Source organism: Sulfitobacter sp. (genome assembly GCF_036961165.1).
In the GTDB taxonomy this organism is placed as follows: Bacteria; Pseudomonadota; Alphaproteobacteria; order Rhodobacterales; family Rhodobacteraceae; genus Sulfitobacter.
This window is the reverse complement of the sequence record NZ_JBALVJ010000011.1, coordinates 36,393-56,944: the sequence shown is the minus strand read 5'-3', so window position 1 is coordinate 56,944 and position 20,552 is coordinate 36,393. Positions and strand designations below refer to the sequence as shown.

Here is a 20,552-nt window from a genome sequence, read left to right as displayed (position 1 = left end):
CTCCTGTATTCAATGTCGGATTTCGTACTATATAGGCTGGTAATGGATAAGACCCCTGATCAAAAGCGCGCAGTGCAATACCTGTATCCGCCAATTGACCCGTTTGACCGGCGCATGCTGGCCGTGGGGCAGGGGCATACAGTTTATGTAGAGCAATGCGGTAACCCTGACGGTATTCCTGTTGTGGTGTTGCATGGTGGCCCCGGTGGCGGATGCAGCCCGTCAATGCGGCGCTATTTTGATCCGGCAAAGTTCCGCGTTATCCTCTTTGACCAGCGCGGCTGTGGTCGTTCGACCCCTCATGCGAGCGTGACGGACAACACCACGTGGCATCTGGTTGCTGATATCGAGCTGATTCGTGAAGAGCTGGGTATCGCCCAATGGGTCGTGTTTGGTGGTAGCTGGGGTGCGACGCTGTCGCTCATTTATGCGCAGACTCATGCTGCTGCGGTGCGCAATTTGGTGCTGCGCGGCGTCTTTTTGATGACGCAGGCAGAGCTGGACTGGTTCTATGGTGGCGGCGCGGGAAAATTCTGGCCCGAAGTTTGGGACAAGTTTATCGCATTGGTGCCGCACGATGAGCGGGATGACTTTATTAAAGCTTATCATCAGCGGTTGTTCTCCGACGACATGTCGCTTCAGATCCGATACGCACGTGCGTGGTCCGGCTGGGAAAATGCGCTGGCCTCAATCTCGTCTGGTGGGCACATGATTGAGGGACCGGGGGAGTATGCCCGTGCCTTTGCACGGCTGGAGAATCACTATTTCGTCAACAACGGCTTTCTGGAGTATGACGGTCAGATTTTGGCTCAGATGGACCACATCGCGCATATACCGGGCGTGATTGTTCAGGGCCGGTATGACATGATCTGCCCGCCGACCAGCGCATACGAGATAGCCAAGGCATGGCCCAAAGCAGAGCTTAAGATGGTGCGCAATGCGGGCCACGCACTGAGCGAACCTGGGATCAGCGCGGAGCTGGTCCGCGCGATGGATAGGATTGGCGCTGTATGAGCCGCAAACCCCTTGATCGTCGCGCACTATTTGCCAGTGGTGCTGCGGCCGCCTTTCTAGCCGCAGCAGGCGTCAGCGCGGGGCCGCTCCCGCAACGCGGGGGCAAGCTGCGGCTTGCACTGTCTGGCGCTGCGCGTAGCGATGATTGGGCGCAGGGCGATGGCCTGTTCATGCAAGTGGCCCGTCAAGGGCTGATTTATGAAACCCTGACAGAGATTGCTGCGGACGGCACGCTGCACGGGGAACTGGCGACTGGTTGGACCAGTTCACCCGATGCCCGCGTCTGGGTGTTCGATCTGCGAACAGGCGTGTCATTTCATGACGATAAGCCATTAACCGCCGCTGATGTGATCCACAGCCTTTCAGCGCTGGGCGAGATTCAGGCTTTGGCGCGCGGGCGGGTGCAAATCACCCTAGAGGCGCCCAATCCAGCGCTGCCCTTCACGCTCAGCCAGACATCCACCGCCATCCGTCCTGCTCATGCACCGAATGCCGGAATTGGCACGGGGCTTTACGCCATGCGCCATTTCGCACCAGGCCAACAGTTACTGGCCGAACGTGTCGCGCATCATTGGAAAGACGGGCAGGCGGGGTGGTTCGACAAGGTCGAACTTGTCTCGATCCCGTCTGAGGCGGTGCGCGCCCAAGCGTTGGCAGAATATCTGGTGGACGGGGCAGACATTGCGGACGCCTCTACTTTGAAAGGTTTTGCGGACGTTACCCAATGGCGTGGGCATGCCGTTTCACGTAGCGTCGCGATGCCCATTGCATTGGGGCGTGGTCTGTTCGATGATCTGCGTGCACCCCAGCGGTGGTGGGGGGCTTGATGTTCTTGGCGCCTCGGCGTATATGACGACTTAATAGCGGCGTGCTTGGGTCCAAACCAAGCGCCCATCGAACCTCTGACACGGGCCGCGAGCCCGTTTTTTTGTGCCTTGAGGCAAGTAGATTATGAACAACGACCTGATTGCAAAAGCTGCCATGGACCGGCGTCTCGCCGAGATCATTACCCCGGTCATCGAAGACTTGGGGTTTGAGCTGGTGCGTGTGCGCCTCATGTCTGGCAAGAACGCGACCCTGCAAGTTATGGCAGATCGGCCTGACGGCGGCATCGAAGTGGATGATTGCGCCAAGATCAGCACAGCCGTGGGTGCCGTACTGGATGTGGAAGATCCGATTATAGATGAGTACGCGCTTGAGGTCTCTTCGCCGGGGATCGACCGCCCGCTGACGCGTCTTAAGGATTTTGCGAATTTTGAAGGCTATGAAGCCAAGATTGAAACAGATGACCTGATCGATGGTCGCCGCCGTTTTAAGGGTGAGCTGGCCGGTGTTGAAGGTGACGAGGTGCTGATCAACATCGAAGAGGGCACCGTGGGCCTGAAATTCGAATGGCTGACCGATGCAAAGCTAGTGCTGACGGACGAGCTGATCAAAGAAATGCTGCGCCAGCGTAAAGCTTCCGGTGCAATCGACGAGACCCAATTTGACGAACTGCAGACCGATGAGTCTGATGAGGGAGAAAACTAATGGCCATTACATCCGCAAACCAGCTGGAGCTGCTGCAAACCGCCGAAGCGGTGGCCCGCGAAAAGATGATCGACCCGGTTCTGGTGATTGAAGCGATGGAAGAATCGCTCGCTCGCGCAGCTAAGTCCCGTTACGGCGCGGAAATGGACATTCGTGTTAACATCGATCGCAAGACAGGTCGCGCCACGTTTACCCGTGTGCGCACGGTCGTCGCGGATGATGAGATTGAGAATTATCAGGCCGAATTTACGGTTGAGCAGGCCAAAGAGTATATGGCTAACCCTGAAGTTGGTCAGGAATTCAGCGAAGAAGTCCCACCGGTTGAGATGGGCCGGATTGCTGCGCAATCTGCCAAGCAGGTGATCCTCCAGAAGGTTCGCGAAGCTGAGCGTGATCGCCAGTACGAAGAATTCAAGGACCGCGCAGGTACAATCATCAACGGTCTGGTCAAGCGCGAAGAGTACGGCAACGTCATCGTCGATGTTGGTGCCGGCGAAGCGATCCTGCGCCGCAACGAGAAGATTGGCCGCGAATCCTACCGTCCGAACGACCGCATCCGCGTCTACATCAAAGAAGTGCGCCGCGAGCAGCGCGGTCCGCAGATTTTCTTGTCCCGTACAGCGCCAGAATTCATGGCTGAGCTTTTCAAAATGGAAGTCCCAGAAATCTATGACGGCATCATCGAGATAAAAGCCGTTGCCCGTGACCCCGGTTCACGTGCGAAAATTGCTGTGATCAGCTATGACAACTCCATCGACCCTGTCGGGGCCTGCGTAGGTATGCGTGGTAGCCGTGTTCAGGCCGTTGTGAACGAGCTTCAGGGCGAAAAGATCGACATCATTCCATGGAACGATGATCAGCCGACGTTCCTTGTGAACGCGCTCCAGCCTGCTGAAGTGACCAAAGTTGTTCTGGACGAAGAGGCGGGCAAGATCGTAGTGGTTGTTCCCGAAGAGCAGCTGAGCCTTGCGATCGGCCGCCGTGGTCAAAACGTACGTCTGGCAAGCCAGCTGACCGGTCTGGACATCGATATCATGACCGAAGAGCAGGAAAGCCAGCGCCGCCAGGCCGAGTTTGAACTGCGCACCAAGCTGTTTATGGACAACCTTGATCTGGACGAATTTTTTGCTCAACTGCTGGTTTCCGAAGGCTTCACCAACCTCGAAGAAGTCGCTTATGTCGAAGTCGACGAGCTGCTTGTTATCGATGGTGTGGACGCGGATACCGCAAGCGAGCTTCAGGCGCGCGCACGTGATGTTCTTGAAGCGCAGAATAAGGCGGCCCTTGATGCTGCCCGTGCGCTGGGCGTTGAAGACAGCCTTATTGAATTTGAGGGTCTCACACCCCAAATGATTGAAGCGCTGGCAAAAGATGATGTAAAAACACTTGAAGACTTCGCGACATGCGCGGACTGGGAAATTGCTGGTGGCTGGACGACAGTCAATGGTGAGCGTATTAAGGACGAAGGCACGCTTGAGCCATTCGACATGTCATTGGAAGACGCGCAGCATCTGATCATGACAGCCCGTGTTTTGCTAGGCTGGGTTGATCCAACCGAACTTGAAGCAGACGCCGAAAGTGAAGCTGACGAGGAGGCCGAGGCCTGATCTCAGGTCTCGGGGGTACCGGAATGGGACGCGGTGGCGCATCCAAAGACCGCGAAAGCGGCGCAGAACGCAAGTGTCTTGCCACAGGCGAGGTGCAGCCGAAGTACAAGATGATCCGCTTCGTTGTCGGGCCGGATGGTCAGGTAGTGGCGGATGTGTTGGGTAAGTTGCCCGGTCGCGGGATGTGGGTATCAGCGGATCGTTCCGCGCTTGAAATAGTTGTGAAAAAGGGGTTGTTTTCGCGGTCGGCAAAGCAACCTGTCAAAACACTGGATAGTTTGGTGGATGACGTAGAAAAGCAGTTGGCCCGCCGCGTGGTGGACCTGATCTCGATGCAGCGTAAAGCGGGTAAAGCCGTGGCAGGCTATGAGAAGGTCAAAAGCTGGCTGCAAACGGAAGAGGCGCATGTACTGATTCAGGCTGTGGATGGATCGGGACGCGGCAAATCGAAACTAAGTACGCCGCACTACGGGCACTATATTGGTTGCCTGACAGCGGATGAATTGGGTTTGGCATTCGGACGCCAAACTGTGATACATGGGGCGCTCGCCTCTGGTGGACTCACTCTACGTGTTGTAGAGGAAGCTCATAGATTGAACGGCGTGCGCAAAAATGAGGCTGGCAGCGGCCAGCCGAAAGGATAGACGAGCTAGATGAGCGATAGTGATGGCAAAAAAACACTGGGTTTGCGGGGCGCACCATCGCGTCCGAGCAACGTAAAGCAAAGCTTTAGCCACGGGCGGACTAAAAACGTCGTGGTGGAGACAAAGCGTAAGCGCGTAATCGTTCCAAAACCTGGTGGCCAAAAACCAGCCGGCCCCGGTGTGGGCCCTGTTGGCGATCCCTCGCGGCGTCCCGCAGGCATCACCGATTCAGAGATGGATCGCCGCTTGAAGGCTGTACAAGCCGCCAAAGCGCGTGAGGTCGAAGAGGCCGCAGCCCGCGAAGCGGAAGAAAAAGCACGCGCAGAAGACCGCGAGCGTCGCCGCGCCGAGATTGATGCCAAAGAGCGCGAAGATCGCGAACGCGAAGAAAGCCTCAAAGCGAAAGCCGAGGAAGAAGAGCGCACCAAGCGCGCAGCCGCAGCTGCGGCACAGCAAGCTGCTGCGCCAAGTGCGTCGGAGCCAGCGCAAACCCGCGCGACACCGAACAAGGCTCTTCCTGCTGCAACGCCACGCAAGACAGAGCGTGACCGCGAGGAAACCAACAAAAAGAACCGTCAGGATGATGACAGCCGCCGGTCCGGCAAGCTGACAGTCAATCAGGCGATGCGTGGGGGCGAAGGCGGTCGCCAACGCTCCATGGCACAGATGAAGCGCAAGCAGGACCGTGCCCGTGCGAAAGCAATGGGTGGAAACGTCGAGCGCGAAAAGATCATCCGCGATGTGCAACTGCCACCGGCGATCATGGTTTCCGAGCTTGCAATCCGTATGGCCGAGAAAACTGGCGCCGTTGTTAAGGCGCTGATGAACAGCGGCCTGATGATAACGCAAAACGAGACGATTGACGCCGATACCGCGGAGGTAATCATCGAAGAGTTTGGCCACCGCGTTGTTCGCGTCTCTGATGCGGACGTTGAAGACGTGATCAAGCTGGAAGTTGATGAGGCAGGCGATCTGATTGGTCGCCCCCCTGTCATCACCATCATGGGCCACGTTGACCACGGTAAGACATCGCTGCTGGATGCAATCCGCAACGCCAAGGTCGTTTCTGGTGAGGCCGGTGGCATTACACAGCACATCGGTGCCTATCAGGTGACGACAGATGGCGGTCAGCTTTTGACCTTCCTCGACACACCCGGTCACGCGGCGTTTACCTCCATGCGTTCGCGCGGTGCGCAGGTGACGGATATTGTGGTTCTGGTGGTTGCGGCGGACGATGCCGTAATGCCCCAGACGATTGAGGCGATTGCCCACGCTAAAGCGGCAAAAGTGCCGATGATCGTGGCGATCAACAAGGTCGACAAACCGGCCGCCGACCCTGACCGTGTGCGCGCAGCGCTGCTGCAGCACGAGGTGATCGTTGAAAAGATGTCCGGTGATGTTCAGGACGTCGAGGTTTCTGCTGTAACTGGTCAGGGCCTTGATGAACTGCTCGAAGCGATTGCGCTGCAGGCGGAAATTCTGGAACTGCAAGCCAACCCAGATCGCGCCGCCGTTGGTGCCGTGATCGAGGCGAAGCTGGATGTGGGCCGTGGCCCTGTGGCGACTGTTCTGATCCAGAACGGTACGCTTCGTACTGGCGATATCTTCGTTGTGGGTGAGCAGTACGGTAAGGTCCGTGCGCTGATCGACGATCAGGGTAACCGCATCAAGGAAGCCGGTCCTTCTGTTCCTGTAGAAGTTCTGGGCCTGAACGGCACACCCGAAGCGGGTGATGTGCTGAACGTGACCGATACCGAGGCGCAGGCACGCGAGATCGCGGAATACCGTGCGAAAGCTGCCAAAGACAAACGCGCTGCTGCTGGTGCTGCAACGACGCTGGAACAGCTGATGGCGAACGCCAAAGCGAACGAGAGCGTATCCGAGCTTCCCATCCTGATCAAAGCGGACGTGCAGGGTTCTGCCGAAGCGATTGTTCAGGCGATGGAGAAAATCGGCAACGACGAAGTTCGCGTACGCGTACTGCACTCCGGTGTTGGTGCGATCACCGAGACAGACGTCGGTCTGGCCGAAGCTTCCGGTGCGCCGATTATGGGCTTTAACGTCCGCGCGAATGCATCTGCACGTAACACCGCCAACCAGAAAGGTGTCGAGATTCGCTATTACTCGGTTATCTACGATCTGGTGGACGATGTGAAAGCGGCTGCATCCGGCCTACTCAGCAACGAGATCAAAGAGAACTTCATTGGGTATGCGAATATCAAAGAGGTGTTCAAGGTCACGGGTATTGGCAAAGTTGCAGGCTGTCTTGTTACCGAAGGCGTTGCACGCCGTTCTGCCGGTGTACGTCTGCTGCGCGACAACGTGGTTATCCACGAAGGCACGCTCAAGACACTCAAGCGCTTCAAAGACGAAGTGTCTGAGGTCCAGTCCGGTCAAGAATGTGGTATGGCCTTCGAGAACTACGAAGATGTCCGCCCTGGCGATGTGATCGAAATCTTCACACGCGAAGAAGTCGAGCGTTCGCTGTAATCAGCGAACTTCGGCGGCTAGAAATTAAAAAGGGACGGTGTAAAACACCGTCCCTTTTTTGATTTCGTACCGATAAAGGTCTATTTTTTTGAGACATTCATACCAGAATAAATAACGTCATCGACCTGTACGGCGATCCGCCCATCCGGTGTAGATCTAACGAATGTCCCCTGAACCGAAACACAGCTTCCTAATGTGATTGTACGCAGCATAAAACTCCCCCCAGTTTCTAAACTCAGATCACCCTAATCAATATTGTTCTCAATTCCAGCACAATTGGCGGTGTGGGTGGATAAAGTTGAGGGGCTGCGAAGTAGGTACTAAAGCCAGTCCCGCAAAATAGAAATGAGCGGGATGTCCGCTGCCGGCATCGGATAATCGCGCATTTGGTCGGGCTTAACCCATTTGAGAACCTGCCCTTCACGGGCCTGCGGTACACCTTCCCATTTTCTGCAGGCGAATAGCGGCATCATGAGATGGAAATCATCGTAGCTGTGGCTCGCAAACGTGAGCGGAGCGAGGCAGGAGGACCAAGTATTAATACATAGCTCTTCATGTAGCTCGCGAATCAGTGCTGCCTCCGGAGTCTCGCCCACTTCAATCTTCCCGCCGGGAAACTCCCACAACCCTGCCATGGACTTACCCTCCGGACGTTGTGCCAGCAAAACCCGACCGTCGACATCAATCAACGCGACAGCCGAGACGAGCACCATCTTCATGAGCGGTAATCAGCGTTGATTGCGATATAGCCGTGCGTTAGATCACAGGTCCAGACAGTAGCTGCGCCGTTACCGATCCCGATATCCACGCCAATGACGATGTTTTCGCCTTTCATGTGCGCGGCGGCATGTTCTTCAGAGTAGCTTTCGCTGCGCCATCCGTTTTTGGCCACCTCAACATCACCAAAGCGTATGCTCAGCAGATCCCGATCAGCAGCGGCACCGGATTTACCTACCGCCATGACGACACGGCCCCAGTTGGGGTCTTCGCCTGCGATGGCTGTTTTGATCAGAGGAGAGTTTGCAATCGACATCGCGTGCGTCTTGGCATCGGAATCCGAGGCAGCGCCGGTGACCGTAATTTCGACGAACTTGGTCGCACCCTCGCCATCACGTACAACTTGATGCGCCAGATCCATCATCACGCCGTGCAGCGCCTCTGCAAAACCTTCATCGGTGTCTACCGCAACGCCGCTGGCGCCTGTTGCGGCCACAATCAGGCTGTCAGACGTCGAGGTGTCGCTATCCACGGTAATGCAGTTGAAGGTCGCTTCATTAGACTTCGAGACGAGCTTTTGCAGAGTGGCTTGTTCAATCTTCGCGTCGGTAAATATGTAGACCAGCATCGTCGCCATGTCTGGCGCGATCATTCCGGATCCTTTCGCAATCCCTGCGATCGAGACTGTTTTACCGTCAACAGTGACGGTCGCAGCGGCGCCTTTGGGAAAGGTGTCGGTGGTCATGATCGCCTTGGCAGCGGCATCGATCCCGTCAGCTTGGGTGTCAGCTGCAAGGGTCTCCAAAACAGCTGTGATGCGATTGTGGGGCAATGGCTCTCCGATGACGCCTGTGGACGAGGTGAAAACACGCGTCTGAGGAATGTCGCACACCTTTGCCACCGCCGCGGTGATAACCTCAACAGACGCAACGCCGCCTTTTCCAGTAAACGCATTTGAGTTACCGGAGTTCACTAAAATCGCGGCCCCGTCGGACGACGTTTGCCCCATCTTTGTCTGACAGTCCAAAACCGGCGCAGAGCGTGTTGCAGAGCGGGTGAACGCCCCAGCAACGACAGTTCCCGGCGTCAGGGTCGCCAGCATAACATCTGTGCGACCCTGATACTTCACGCCCGCCGCAACGGTCGCGAATTTGACACCCTCAATAACCGGCAAAGCGGGAAATTTGGCAGGGGCCAGCGGCGAAACGGCGGTGATTTTTGCCATGGTAAAGCTTACTCCAGCACTGTGACTTGTTTGATAACCGATGGGACAACGCCTTCGGCACCGGTACGGTCAACATTCGCCGCCGCAGTCACTTCGTCAATCTTTGCTTGCGCGCGGACTTGGCGAATCTGCATTTCAATCTCGCTACGTACATCTTCCAGCGCAGGCGCTTTCTGAATGCGAGTCTCGTTCAGTGTGATGATGTGCCAGCCGAACTGAGTCTTGACGGGTGCCGAAACTGCGCCAACTTCAAGTGTGACAACTGCTTCTTCGAACTCAGGTACCATCGCGCCCTTGCCGAACCAGCCAAGCTGACCGCCGTTGGGGCCAGATGGACCTGTGGAGTTTTCACGGGCAACAGCGGCGAATTCTGCGCCACCAGCAAGCTCTTCAACAACAGCAAGGGCGGCTTCTTCGGTTTCTACCAGAATGTGCGAAGCATTATATTCCTGCTCCTGCTCCACATTGCTGTATTCTTCGTTATAGGCTGCTTGCACCTCTTCTTCGGACAGTGGCTGGTCCATGATGCCGTTGATCGCTTCGCCAGCTGTCAGCGAGCGGAGCTCGTTTTCAAGCTGCAGTTCGACGCGTTTCGGCAAATCTCCGCTGAATTGTTGCTGCAAGGCAGTCTGCTGGACCAATTGATCCAGAATCCCCTCAAACAGGACATCATCTGGCAGGTCCTGATACTGTTGTGGCAGGCTCGCCCATGCCACAATCATGTGGCCGACAGTGATTTCGGTCTCGCCCACGGTTGCTACGACAACTGATGGGTCTGCTTTGACTGTCTCTTGTGCGGCTGCGGGCAGCGCTAGTGCGGCGATAAACGCCAGTGGGGCAAGAAAAGTGAGGGGTTTTTGCATGGATCGTCCTATCATTCCGGTGCTATCGGGCTGGTTACATTGACACGCTATGTGGTGGCCCTTACATCGCTGATGGGCGCGGCGTAAAGCCACCATTCTCCCCTTCTATTTATGGACTGGGTGTTTGCGGGGCAAGCAGATCGCGCAATAGATTTTAAACTTCGGCTGGAGATCGCATGCTGGGACTCGGAAAAATCACCAAAAAAGTTTTTGGCACGCGAAATGATCGTAAGATCAAGGCCATTCGTCCGCTGATTGACAAGATCAACGCGCTTGAGCCCGAGTTCGAGAAGCTCAGCGATGAGGGCATCAAGGACAAGACAGAAGAACTGGCCACACGAGCCTTGAAAGGCGAAAGTCTAGACGAACTATTGCCCGAAGCTTTTGCGAACTGTCGTGAGGGCGCGCGCCGCACCTTGGGCTTGCGGGCCTTTGACACGCAGCTGATGGGTGCCATCTTCTTGCACCAAGGCAACGTGGCAGAGCAGAAGACCGGTGAGGGCAAAACCCTGACGGCAACATTCGCCGCGTACCTGAACGCGCTGACGCACAAGGGTGTGCATATCGTTACGGTGAACGAATATCTGGTGAAGCGTGACGCTGAGTGGATGGGTAAGGTGTACGGTTCTCTGGGTTTGACGACCGGTTTTGTGTTCCCGAACATGACCGACGAAGCCAAGCGTGAGGCATATTCCTGCGATATCACCTACGCCACCAACAACGAGCTGGGATTTGACTATCTGCGCGACAACATGAAGTCTGAGCTGAGCGATATCTATCAAAAAGAACATAACTTCGCGATTGTGGACGAAGTCGACAGCATTCTGATCGACGAGGCGCGTACGCCACTGATCATCTCCGGCCCGACCGACGACCGTTCCGAGATGTACACGACCATTGATAAGGTCATCCCGCTGCTGCAGCCTGAGCATTATGAGCTGGACGAAAAGACCCGCAATGTGACCTTTACCGACGACGGTATCGAGTTCCTCGAAGAGCAATTGCGCGCACGTGAGCTGCTGGAAGAAGGCTTTACCCTCTATGATCCCGAAAGCACGTCGATTGTGCACCACGTCAACCAGGGTCTGCGGGCGCACAAGCTGTTCGAGAAAGACAAAGACTACATCGTGCGCGATGGCGAGATTGTCCTAATCGATGAATTCACGGGCCGTATGATGGCTGGCCGCCGTTTGGGCGACGGTCTGCATCAGGCGATTGAGGCGAAAGAGGAAGTCGATATAAAGCCGGAGAACGTGACCCTTGCCTCAGTTACATTCCAGAACTACTTCCGCCTTTATGACAAGCTGGCTGGCATGACGGGTACCGCGCTGACCGAAGCGGATGAGTTCATGGAAATCTACGGTTTGGGCGTGGTCGAAGTTCCGACAAACGTGCCGGTTGCGCGTGTGGATGAAGACGACGCCGTCTATCGCACCGCGGCTGAGAAATACGCAGCCATGATCGAAAAGGTCAAAGTGGCGCATGCCAAAGGACAGCCTTGTCTTGTTGGTACCACCTCAATCGAGAAATCCGAAATGCTAAGCCGGATGCTGGAAGCCGAAGGGATCAAGCATAACGTCCTGAACGCGCGGCAGCACGAACAGGAAGCACAGATCGTTGGTGACGCGGGTAAGTTGGGCGCGGTGACCATTGCCACCAACATGGCGGGCCGTGGTACGGACATTCAGTTGGGCGGCAACGTCGAGTTGAAAGTGCTTGAAGCATTGGAAGTTGATCCCGAGGCTGATCCGGTTGCGATCCGCACGCGGATTGAAGCCGAACACGCAGACGAGAAGAAAAAGGTGCTGGAGTCCGGCGGCCTCTATGTTTTGGCGTCCGAGCGGCATGAAAGCCGCCGGATTGATAACCAGTTGCGTGGTCGTTCAGGCCGTCAGGGTGATCCGGGCCGCTCAGCTTTCTTCCTGTCTCTCGAAGACGATCTCATGCGGATTTTCGGCTCAGAACGGCTTGAGAAAGTTCTGACATCGCTGGGCCTCAAAGAGGGTGAAGCGATCATTCACCCATGGGTGAACAAATCGCTGGAGCGGGCGCAGGCCAAGGTTGAAGGCCGCAACTTTGACATGCGCAAGCAGCTGTTGAAGTTCGATGACGTGATGAACGAGCAGCGCAAAGTCATCTTTGGTCAGCGCCGCGACATCATGGAATCTCAGGACCTGCACGAAATTACCGAAGATATGCGTCACCAGATGATTGATGATCTGGTCGACCAGTACATGCCCCGCAACACCTATGCGGACCAGTGGGACACACAAGGCTTCTACGCTGCTGTGATTGAGGAGTTGGGCATTGACGTGCCGGTCATCGCATGGTGCGAAGAAGATGGTGTGGATGAGGATGGCATCCGCGAACGTCTGGTCGAGGCGACTGACAACATGATGGCGAACAAGGCCGAGAAGTTTGGCCCTGAGAACATGCGCAACATCGAAAAGCACTTCTTGCTGCAAACGATTGACGCCAAGTGGCGCGATCACCTTCTGATGCTTGAGCATTTACGCTCCGTCGTTGGCTTCCGTGGCTATGCACAGCGCGATCCGCTGAATGAGTATAAAAACGAATCGTTCCAGCTGTTCGAAGGGATGCTGGACAGTCTGCGCGCGGATGTAACCAAGCGTCTGGCCCGTGTAGAGCCCGCCAGCGAAAAGGATCAGCAGCGCATGATGCAGCAGATGCTTGCCCAGCAACAAGCGGCGGCTGAAGCTGCTGAAGATGCAGCCGACGCGTCAGAGGCTAAAGCCACTGAAGCCGTTGAAGGGTTTGACGAAAACAACCCGACAACATGGGGCAATCCGGGCCGGAACGAACCTTGCCCCTGTGGGTCTGGCGACAAGTTCAAACACTGCCACGGACGCCTTTCTTAAGTGCGTTAACCAAAAATTATCATAATTACAGCGCAGGGCTGCCCCATTGCGGCCCTGTTTCCCGATCATGGATAATCTTGACCCACTTCGTAGCAAGGGACCGATACCATGAAGTACCACAAGGAAATCGTAACGACAGCTGGAACGCTGGCCTGTGCCGTCGGTATCGGCTTTTTCATGCAGAACACCCAGTCTGCTGCAACGCAACCTGCCGACTATACCGGCGCGACCCTCACAAATTCAGAGGCTGCAGTGCTGGACGTCGTGGAGATCACGCTGACTTCGGCAGAGTTCTCAAAAGCCTCGCCTACAGCGATCGCAGAAGAAGGTGTGACGCCTGTCGCCGCGCAAGAGATTGTAGCGCCAGACGAAGGCAAACTGCCTGACGTGCCGGCCGAAGCCGTGCAAGAGCAACCTCAAAGCTCGGCCGCTCAGGAGGCTGAATTGCGAAATACCTGTGAGATAACGGCAAACGCGCGCTCTGTTGCAGCGGCGATGGTGAACTTGACGCTGAACGCCCCCTGCATGCCGTCCGAGCGTGTGACAGTGCATCACAGTGGCCTTGTGTTCAATCAGACGACCGATGCAGCTGGCGCGTTCAAGATCACAGTCCCGGCACTTGCGAAGGAGGCCGTCTTTGTTGTGGCGTTCACCAGTGGTGAAGGTGCGGTCGCGCAGACTATTGTTGAAGAAATGGCTGACTTTGATCGTGTTGCTCTCCAGTGGAAGGGCGAGACCGGCTTTCAATTGCATGCACGTGAGTTCGGTGCCGATTATGGAAGCGAGGGTCACGTCTGGTCCGGTGCTGCCCGTGATATGACTTACGGTGTGACCGGGCAGGGCGGCTATATCTCTTCACTTGGCGATCCGGATGTGCCGGATGGGCTGTTAGCCGAGGTTTATACGTTCCCGAAAAATGCCACCAAAAACACGGGTGATGTTGCTTTGAGTGTCGAAACCGAAGTGACTGCCAAGAACTGTGGTTTGGAGATCGAAGCCAAAACCCTACAGACGGGTAGTGACATCGATATCACAACGCGGAATTTGACACTCTCTGTCCCTGACTGCGACGCCACTGGCAACTTTCTTGTGTTGAATAATCTCTTCGAAGACCTGAAGGTTGCGTCCAGATAACGCAACGCTGAGGTCTCATGATCAGAGTGATATGTGCGGCGATCTTCGCCGCACTTTTCCTTTTTGGTTCTACCCTGTCTTCTCATGCACAGGACATCACGCTCACCTCTCGCGACAGCAAGGTTGAGTTGAGCGGGACGTTGCTTGGCTTTGATGGCGAATTCTACCGCATCCAGACAGAATACGGCGAATTGACCATCGATGGGTCCGGCGTTCTTTGTGAGGGGCCTGCTTGCCCGAACTTGCAAGACTATGTGGCAGAGCTTCAGATATCTGGCGCACCTACGTTGGGTGCAGTTGTGATGCCCGCTCTCATCGAAGCCTTCGCGCAAAAGAACGGATATCTTACAGAGCGCGAAGAGGGCGAAGACGCTGGAACCTTCACCTACTTGATCCGGCGCAGCGAAGACGAAAAATTGGCTGCGCGATTCTATTTCCGTGTGAGCAATACGGACGAAGGATTTGCTGATCTACTGGCCGATGAGGCTGACATTGTTATGTCTCTGCGTGAAATTCGCCCCAATGAGCGCAGCCGCGCCCGCGAGGCGGGACTAGGTGATATGACCGGACCGAACCGAAGCCGCGTTCTGGCTTTGGATGCTATAGTGCCCGTGGTCTCCGGCTCCAATCCGGTGCGGGGGATTTCGCCCGCTGATCTTGCGTTGGTGCTGGCTGGGCAGATTACGAATTGGGAAGCGTTAGGTGGGCCTGATGTGCCGATTGATCTGCATCTACCCGACGACGCTTCGGGTTTGGGGCAGGCGCTAGTCGATCAGCTCTTGCGTCCTGCCAACCTGACTAAGTTATCCCAGAAAGCCACGCGTCATGCCATGCTATCGGATTTGGCACAGGCTGTTGCAGAAGACACGTTCTCATTGGGATTGACCAGCTATGCGGATCGCGGCGACACGCAGGCGCTTGCGTTGATCGGCTCTTGTGGGTTTTCCATGGAGGCGTCGCGCAGGACTATCAAGACCGAAGATTATCCGCTGACCGCGCCTATGTTTCTGTATTTTCCGGCACGCCGGTTGCCACAGCTCGCGCGGGAGTTTCTGGCCTTTACCCGTGGGCCAGCCGCACAAATCGTAATTCGGCGGTCTGGCTTTGTTGACCAGACCCCTGAAGAGATCGCGGTTGAACAGCAGGGCAACCGCTTTGCCAATGCCATCGCTCATGCGGGGACCGAAATCAACTTGGGGGAACTGCAACGTATGGCGGCAACGCTGACGCCTATGGCGCGTCTAAGCACGTCATTCCGGTTTGAGGCGGGTTCGGTCCGCCTTGACGCGCAATCGCGCTCTAACGTGCAGCAGTTGGCGCGGGCGCTGGAAGTAGGGCAATATGATGCGCGCCAACTGCTGTTTGTCGGCTTTAGCGATGGGGACGGCGCGGCCGAGGTGAACCGCAATATCGCACTACGGCGGGCGGATGCGGTGCGCCGCGCCGTGAGTGAAGCAGCCGTAGCCGCAAATCTGGCGCGGGTTGAGCTTGGAGTAGATGCGTTCGGCGAGGCAATGCCTATGGCCTGCAATGACAGCTCATGGGGGCGGCAGGCAAACCGGCGCGTCGAGGTCTGGGTGCGTTAAGCTAGAGATACCCTTCAGAGCGAAAGCTGAGCTCTTGGGATTTTCCAATAATCAGATGGTCATGCAGCGTGAGCCCAAGTGCGTCACAGGCGGCATTCACGCGCTTTGTCATGTCGATATCCGAGTGCGAGGGTGTAGAAGCACCTGAGGGGTGGTTATGCACTAGGATTACCGCAGAGGCGTTTAACTCAAGCGCCCGCTTCGCTACTTCACGTGGATAGACAGGCACGTGATCCACGGTGCCCCTGGCCTGTTCCTCATCCCCGATCAGGACGTTCTTTCGATCCAGGTAGAGGACGCGAAACTGTTCTGTTTCGCGGTGCGCCATTGTGGTGTGACAATAGTCCAAAAGTGCGTCCCAGCTGGATAGGATCTGGGTTTGCATGACCTTTGAGCGCGCCATGCGATGAGCGGCTGCCTCAATGATCTTGAGCTCAATGATCACTGCATCTCCCACACCGTCGATATCCCGCAGTCGGGCTTCTGACGCCATGATGACGCGGTTAAAATCGCCAAACCGGTCCATGAGTGCGCGCGCCAATGGTTTTACGTCGTGGCGTGGAATGGCGCGGAACAGGACAAGCTCAAGCAACTCATACTCTGGCATCGCCGCAGCGCCCCCCGCCATGAAACGGGCGCGTAGGCGTTGACGGTGATCGGAGTTATAGGAGGAGGGTTGTTTGCTGCCCACCGGCGCTGCGGCGAGGGCTTCATCCATGAGGAAGGGTAGGGGCTGCTCTTTGAATACCGACATGAAGGCAGGATTGCCTACTGTTGGTTAGAGAAGTGTTAACAGAAGATCAAAGATCAAGAGTTTTTGGTGCCTCAGATTTACACAGGCGCGCCTTACAATGGGCGCGCCTATAAATCGTATCTTAGCCCTTCATCGAATCCCAGAAGGATTTGACGGAAGAAAAGAAGCTGCTGCTTTCGGGGTTGTTCTCTTCTGAGAGCTCGTCGAATTCGCGCAGCAATTCTTTTTGGCGGCTGGTAAGGTTCACAGGCGTTTCAACAGCCAGCTCGATAATCATATCACCGGTTGCGCCACCGCGCAGATGCGGCATACCCTTGCTGCGTAGACGCATTTGGCGGCCTGATTGGCTGCCTGCGGGAACCTGAACACGACCGCGGCCGCCATCAATCGTTGGAACCTCAATGCTGCCACCCAATGCGGCACTGCTCATGCTCACAGGGACACGGCAGAACAGGTTTGGTCCGTCGCGTTCGAATAATTCATGCTCTAATACTTCGATGAAGATATAGAGGTCACCCGATGGGCCGCCGCGCATTCCAGCCTCACCTTCGCCTGCAAGGCGAATTCGCGTGCCGGTTTCCACGCCCGCAGGAATGTTGACCGAAAGAGACCTGTCTTTTTCAACACGACCAGCACCCTGGCAGGTTTTACACGGGTTCTTGATGATCTGGCCAAGGCCGGAGCATGTAGGACAGGTCCGTTCAACCGTGAAAAAGCCTTGCTGCGCGCGAACTTTTCCCATGCCAGAGCATGTCGGGCAAGTGGTCGGCTCTGCACCGCCTTCGGCGCCCGAGCCGCTACATGAGCCGCAGCTTACGGATGTGGGGACGTTGATGGATTTCTGGAGGCCAGAAAACGCATCCTCAAGGGAGACGCGCATATTGAAGCGCAGGTCGGAGCCGCGCGCAGCCCGGCGTCCGCCGCCCTGCTGGCCACGGCCGCCCATAAAATCGCCGAACAGGTCATCAAAAACATCCGAGAAGGCAGAGGAGAAATCACCTTGGCCGCCACCAAAGCCGCCGCCCTGCTGGCCACGGCCACCCATGCCACCTTCGAATGCGGCGTGGCCGTAGCGGTCATAAGCTGCTTTTTTGTCCGCGTCCTTCAGAACCTCATAAGCTTCGTTCGCTTCTTTGAACTGGGCTTCAGATTCTGGCTTGTCTGTGTTTCGGTCCGGATGGAGCTCTTTCGCTTTTGTGCGGTAGCCCTTTTTAATCTCGTCAGCAGATGCGCCTTTAGCGACGCCGAGGACCTCATAGTAGTCACGTTTTGCCATCAGTAGTATCCTTTACTGGAACGTGAAGGGCCGGCCCGTCTGATCGGACCGGCCCTGTCATTAGTTCCGAACTGCGGATTTACGCGCGTTTGTCGTTGTCGAGGTCTTCGAAATCGGCATCGACGATGTCGTCATCACCAGACTTGCCGCCAGCAGCTTCATCAGCCGCCGCAGCCATGTCATCCTCAGACGCATCTTGTGCGTTCTTATAGATGGCTTCGCCCAGTTTCATTGCCGCTTCGGTTACGTTCTGGATGCCGGATTTGATCTTTTCGGCGTTTTCTGTTTCCAGTTCGTCTTTCAACGCAGCAATTGCCAGTTCGATCGCTTCAACCGTCGTTGGGTCAACCTTGTCAGAGTGCTCTTCCACAGACTTCTCGGTCGAGTGGATGAGGCTTTCCGCCTGGTTTTTTGCTTCGATCAGCGAGCGGCGTTCTTTGTCCGCCTCCGCATTCTCTTCGGCATCTTTGACCATTTTGTCGATATCCGCATCAGACAGACCGCCGGAGGCCTGAATGGTGATTTTCTGCTCTTTACCCGTGCCTTTATCCAGCGCACCAACAGACACGATACCGTTGGCATCAATATCAAAGGTCACTTCGATCTGTGGCATGCCGCGTGGGGCAGGCGGAATGCTTTCGAGGTTGAAGGCGCCGAGGATCTTGTTGTCGGCAGCCATCTCACGCTCACCCTGGAAGCAGCGGATGGTCACGGCGTTCTGGTTGTCTTCCGCAGTCGAGAAGATTTGTGATTTCTTCGTCGGGATGGTCGTATTGCGGTCGATCAAGCGGGTGAATACACCGCCGAGCGTTTCAATACCAAGCGATAGAGGCGTCACGTCCAGCAGAACCACGTCTTTAACGTCACCCTGAAGAACACCGGCCTGAATGGCAGCGCCAAGGGCAACAACTTCGTCGGGGTTAACACCTTTGTGCGGCTCTTTGCCGAAGAACTTTGTCACTTCTTCGATCACGCGTGGCATGCGTGTCATACCACCTACAAGAACAACCTCGTCGATGTCAGCTGCCGTCAGGCCCGCATCCTTAAGCGCAGCGGCGCAAGGCTTCATTGAAGCTTTGATCAAATCACCAACAAGCGACTCCAGCTTGGCACGGGTCAGTTTCATAACCATGTGAAGCGGCTGTCCTGTGGAACCCATGGAGATAAACGGTTGGTTGATCTCTGTCTGGGAAGACGAAGAAAGCTCGATCTTCGCTTTTTCTGCAGCTTCTTTCAGACGCTGCAAGGCCATCTTGTCTTTCTTCAGGTCAACGGCGTGCTCTTTTTTGAACTCGTCAGCAAGGTAGTTAACGATGCGCATGTCAAAGTCTTCACCGCCAAGGAACGTGTCACCGTTGGTGGATTTCACTTCGAACAGGCCGTCGTCGATCTCAAGGATGGTCACGTCGAACGTACCGCCACCAAGGTCATAGACCGCGATGGTTTGTGTGTTCTCTTTGTCCAGACCGTACGCCAACGCAGCAGCAGTTGGTTCGTTGATGATGCGCAACACTTCGAGGCCAGCGATTTTGCCGGCGTCTTTTGTGGCCTGACGCTGGGCGTCGTTGAAATACGCAGGCACAGTGATCACAGCCTGAGTAACTTCTTCGCCGAGGTAGGATTCAGCTGTTTCTTTCATCTTACCGAGGATGAAGGCAGAGATTTGCGATGGTGAATACTTTTCACCACGGGCCTCAACCCATGCGTCTCCGTTGCCGCCATCAATAACGTTGAAAGGCAGGTTCTTTTTGTCTTTTGCAAGATCAGCATCGTCGTTGCGACGACCGATCAGACGCTTAACACCGAAGATTGTGTTGTCTGGGTTTGTGACGGCCTGGCGTTTTGCCGGCTGGCCAACAAGGCGCTCGTCTTCTGTGAAAGCCACGATGGAGGGCGTTGTGCGTGCGCCTTCCGCGTTTTCGATCACGCGGGGCTGGCTACCGTCCATGATGGCGATGCAGGAGTTTGTAGTTCCAAGGTCAATACCAATTACTTTGGCCATGTTTTCGATCCCTTTTTTAGCTCAAGGCGATTACACGAAGCGCAGGCCCGTTACGGCACCTTGGCTCCGATCTGGTTGACGCTGGAAACAGGTCGTTCCCAGCAGTTCGGTGGGTATATAGTGAGGGGGTTGGGGTGCTGCAACCATGGCGGACACCAAGAAGTGATGATTCAGGGATAAATCCTGAAAAATTGAACATAAATTGAGGGTAGCACGGTGAAATTGTCGGTTAAGGGCTTTGAAATCCATCCGGGATTTCTGGATCCCGCGCAGCAACGCGCGATTTTGGGGGCTGTGCGCGGTGTCGTAGCCGATGCGCCCTTCTTCCGGCCGGATACGCCTTACGGCAAGCCGATGTCAGTGCGGATGACAGCGGCAGGTGCGTATGGATGGTACTCCGACAAGAAGGGGTACCGATACGTGCCAAACCATCCGTCAGGTAGGCCATGGCCGGCGATCCCTGCTGAGGTGTTCGAGATTTGGCAGCAGGTAACAGGAGTGGAACGGCAGCCACAGTGCTGTCTGATTAATTACTATGATGCGCAGGCGAAGATGGGCCTGCATCAGGACCGTGATGAGACGGATATGGGTTGGCCAGTGGTGTCAATCTCGCTGGGTGATGAAGGGCTGTTCCGCATGGGGAATGTCACGCGCGGAGGCAAGACTGAAAGCATGTGGTTGCGCTCCGGCGACGTGGTGGTGATGGGAGGAGCTGCGCGGCTGGCTTATCACGGGGTGGACCGGATACGGAGTGGATCCAGCACGCTGCTGCCCAAAGGTGGACGACTGAACTTGACGCTTCGTATGGTTGAATGAGGCAACTCAAATTGA

Annotated in this window: 16 protein-coding genes; 10 read left to right on the top strand and 6 right to left on the bottom strand. The window is 55.9% G+C overall.

Features of this window, described 5'->3' with window-relative positions; translation table 11 throughout:
* Positions 1-42: 42 nt before the first annotated feature.
* The 6 genes from pip (at position 43) to infB (ending at position 7,285) form a co-directional block, all read left to right on the top strand.
* On the top strand, positions 43-1,014 hold the full coding sequence (pip, locus tag V7730_RS07680; RefSeq protein ID WP_335747012.1) for a prolyl aminopeptidase: 972 nt from the start codon (positions 43-45) through the stop codon (positions 1,012-1,014).
* Positions 1,011-1,841 (top strand): ABC transporter substrate-binding protein, encoded by an 831-nt coding sequence (locus V7730_RS07675; protein WP_335747011.1) that lies wholly within the window; start codon positions 1,011-1,013, stop codon positions 1,839-1,841. The genes pip and V7730_RS07675 overlap by 4 nt, the downstream gene beginning before the upstream one ends.
* Before the next feature lie 124 nt (positions 1,842-1,965).
* The gene (gene rimP / locus V7730_RS07670) at positions 1,966-2,544 is read left to right on the top strand and encodes a ribosome maturation factor RimP (protein ID WP_335747010.1); all 579 of its coding nucleotides are present in this window, start codon (positions 1,966-1,968) and stop codon (positions 2,542-2,544) included.
* The gene (gene nusA, locus V7730_RS07665; protein ID WP_335747009.1) at positions 2,544-4,151 is read left to right on the top strand and encodes a transcription termination factor NusA; all 1,608 of its coding nucleotides are present in this window, start codon (positions 2,544-2,546) and stop codon (positions 4,149-4,151) included. Before rimP ends, nusA begins: the two co-directional genes overlap by 1 nt.
* A gap of 23 nt (positions 4,152-4,174) precedes the next feature.
* A complete protein-coding gene (locus tag V7730_RS07660) occupies positions 4,175-4,795 on the top strand; it encodes an RNA-binding protein (RefSeq protein WP_335747008.1) in 621 nt (206 codons plus the stop codon).
* Between the two features lie 9 nt (positions 4,796-4,804).
* The gene (infB, locus tag V7730_RS07655) at positions 4,805-7,285 is read left to right on the top strand and encodes a translation initiation factor IF-2 (RefSeq protein WP_335747007.1); all 2,481 of its coding nucleotides are present in this window, start codon (positions 4,805-4,807) and stop codon (positions 7,283-7,285) included.
* A 320-nt stretch (positions 7,286-7,605) separates the two neighbouring features.
* Here the strand turns inward: infB and V7730_RS07650 are convergent, their stop codons facing one another.
* The 3 genes from V7730_RS07650 to V7730_RS07640 are packed head-to-tail and all read right to left on the bottom strand — an operon-like array spanning position 7,606 to position 10,090.
* Positions 7,606-8,004, bottom strand: a complete 399-nt coding sequence (locus V7730_RS07650; RefSeq protein WP_335747006.1) for a (deoxy)nucleoside triphosphate pyrophosphohydrolase — start codon at positions 8,002-8,004, stop codon at positions 7,606-7,608.
* Positions 8,001-9,227, bottom strand: a complete 1,227-nt coding sequence (argJ, locus tag V7730_RS07645; protein WP_335747005.1) for a bifunctional glutamate N-acetyltransferase/amino-acid acetyltransferase ArgJ — start codon at positions 9,225-9,227, stop codon at positions 8,001-8,003. The genes V7730_RS07650 and argJ overlap by 4 nt, the downstream gene beginning before the upstream one ends.
* A gap of 8 nt (positions 9,228-9,235) precedes the next feature.
* Complete coding sequence (locus tag V7730_RS07640) at positions 9,236-10,090, bottom strand: peptidylprolyl isomerase (RefSeq protein ID WP_335747004.1); 855 nt, start codon at positions 10,088-10,090, stop codon at positions 9,236-9,238.
* Positions 10,091-10,266: 176 nt separating this feature from the next.
* Here V7730_RS07640 and secA point away from each other — a divergent pair, with 176 nt between their 5' ends.
* From secA to V7730_RS07625, 3 genes are all read left to right on the top strand, one after another.
* Complete coding sequence (secA, locus tag V7730_RS07635) at positions 10,267-12,969, top strand: preprotein translocase subunit SecA (RefSeq protein ID WP_335747003.1); 2,703 nt, start codon at positions 10,267-10,269, stop codon at positions 12,967-12,969.
* Positions 12,970-13,077: 108 nt separating this feature from the next.
* Positions 13,078-14,103 carry a hypothetical protein gene (locus V7730_RS07630; RefSeq protein ID WP_335747002.1) on the top strand — a complete coding sequence of 342 codons (1,026 nt, stop codon included), beginning with the start codon at positions 13,078-13,080 and terminating at the stop codon, positions 14,101-14,103.
* Between the two features lie 17 nt (positions 14,104-14,120).
* A complete protein-coding gene (locus V7730_RS07625) occupies positions 14,121-15,689 on the top strand; it encodes a phosphate ABC transporter substrate-binding/OmpA family protein (RefSeq protein ID WP_335747001.1) in 1,569 nt (522 codons plus the stop codon).
* A gap of 1 nt (position 15,690) precedes the next feature.
* On the opposite strand, the gene radC is transcribed toward V7730_RS07625, so the two are convergent.
* The 3 genes from radC to dnaK form a co-directional block, all read right to left on the bottom strand.
* Positions 15,691-16,443 (bottom strand): RadC family protein, encoded by a 753-nt coding sequence (gene radC, locus V7730_RS07620; RefSeq protein WP_443070194.1) that lies wholly within the window; start codon positions 16,441-16,443, stop codon positions 15,691-15,693.
* 121 nt (positions 16,444-16,564) lie between these two features.
* On the bottom strand, positions 16,565-17,719 hold the full coding sequence (dnaJ, locus tag V7730_RS07615; RefSeq protein ID WP_335747000.1) for a molecular chaperone DnaJ: 1,155 nt from the start codon (positions 17,717-17,719) through the stop codon (positions 16,565-16,567).
* 79 nt (positions 17,720-17,798) lie between these two features.
* Positions 17,799-19,721 (bottom strand): molecular chaperone DnaK, encoded by a 1,923-nt coding sequence (gene dnaK / locus V7730_RS07610; protein ID WP_335746999.1) that lies wholly within the window; start codon positions 19,719-19,721, stop codon positions 17,799-17,801.
* A gap of 216 nt (positions 19,722-19,937) precedes the next feature.
* Here dnaK and V7730_RS07605 point away from each other — a divergent pair, with 216 nt between their 5' ends.
* Positions 19,938-20,537: an alpha-ketoglutarate-dependent dioxygenase AlkB family protein gene (locus V7730_RS07605; protein WP_335746998.1), complete on the top strand. Its 600-nt coding sequence runs from the start codon at positions 19,938-19,940 to the stop codon at positions 20,535-20,537.
* Positions 20,538-20,552: the final 15 nt, after the last annotated feature.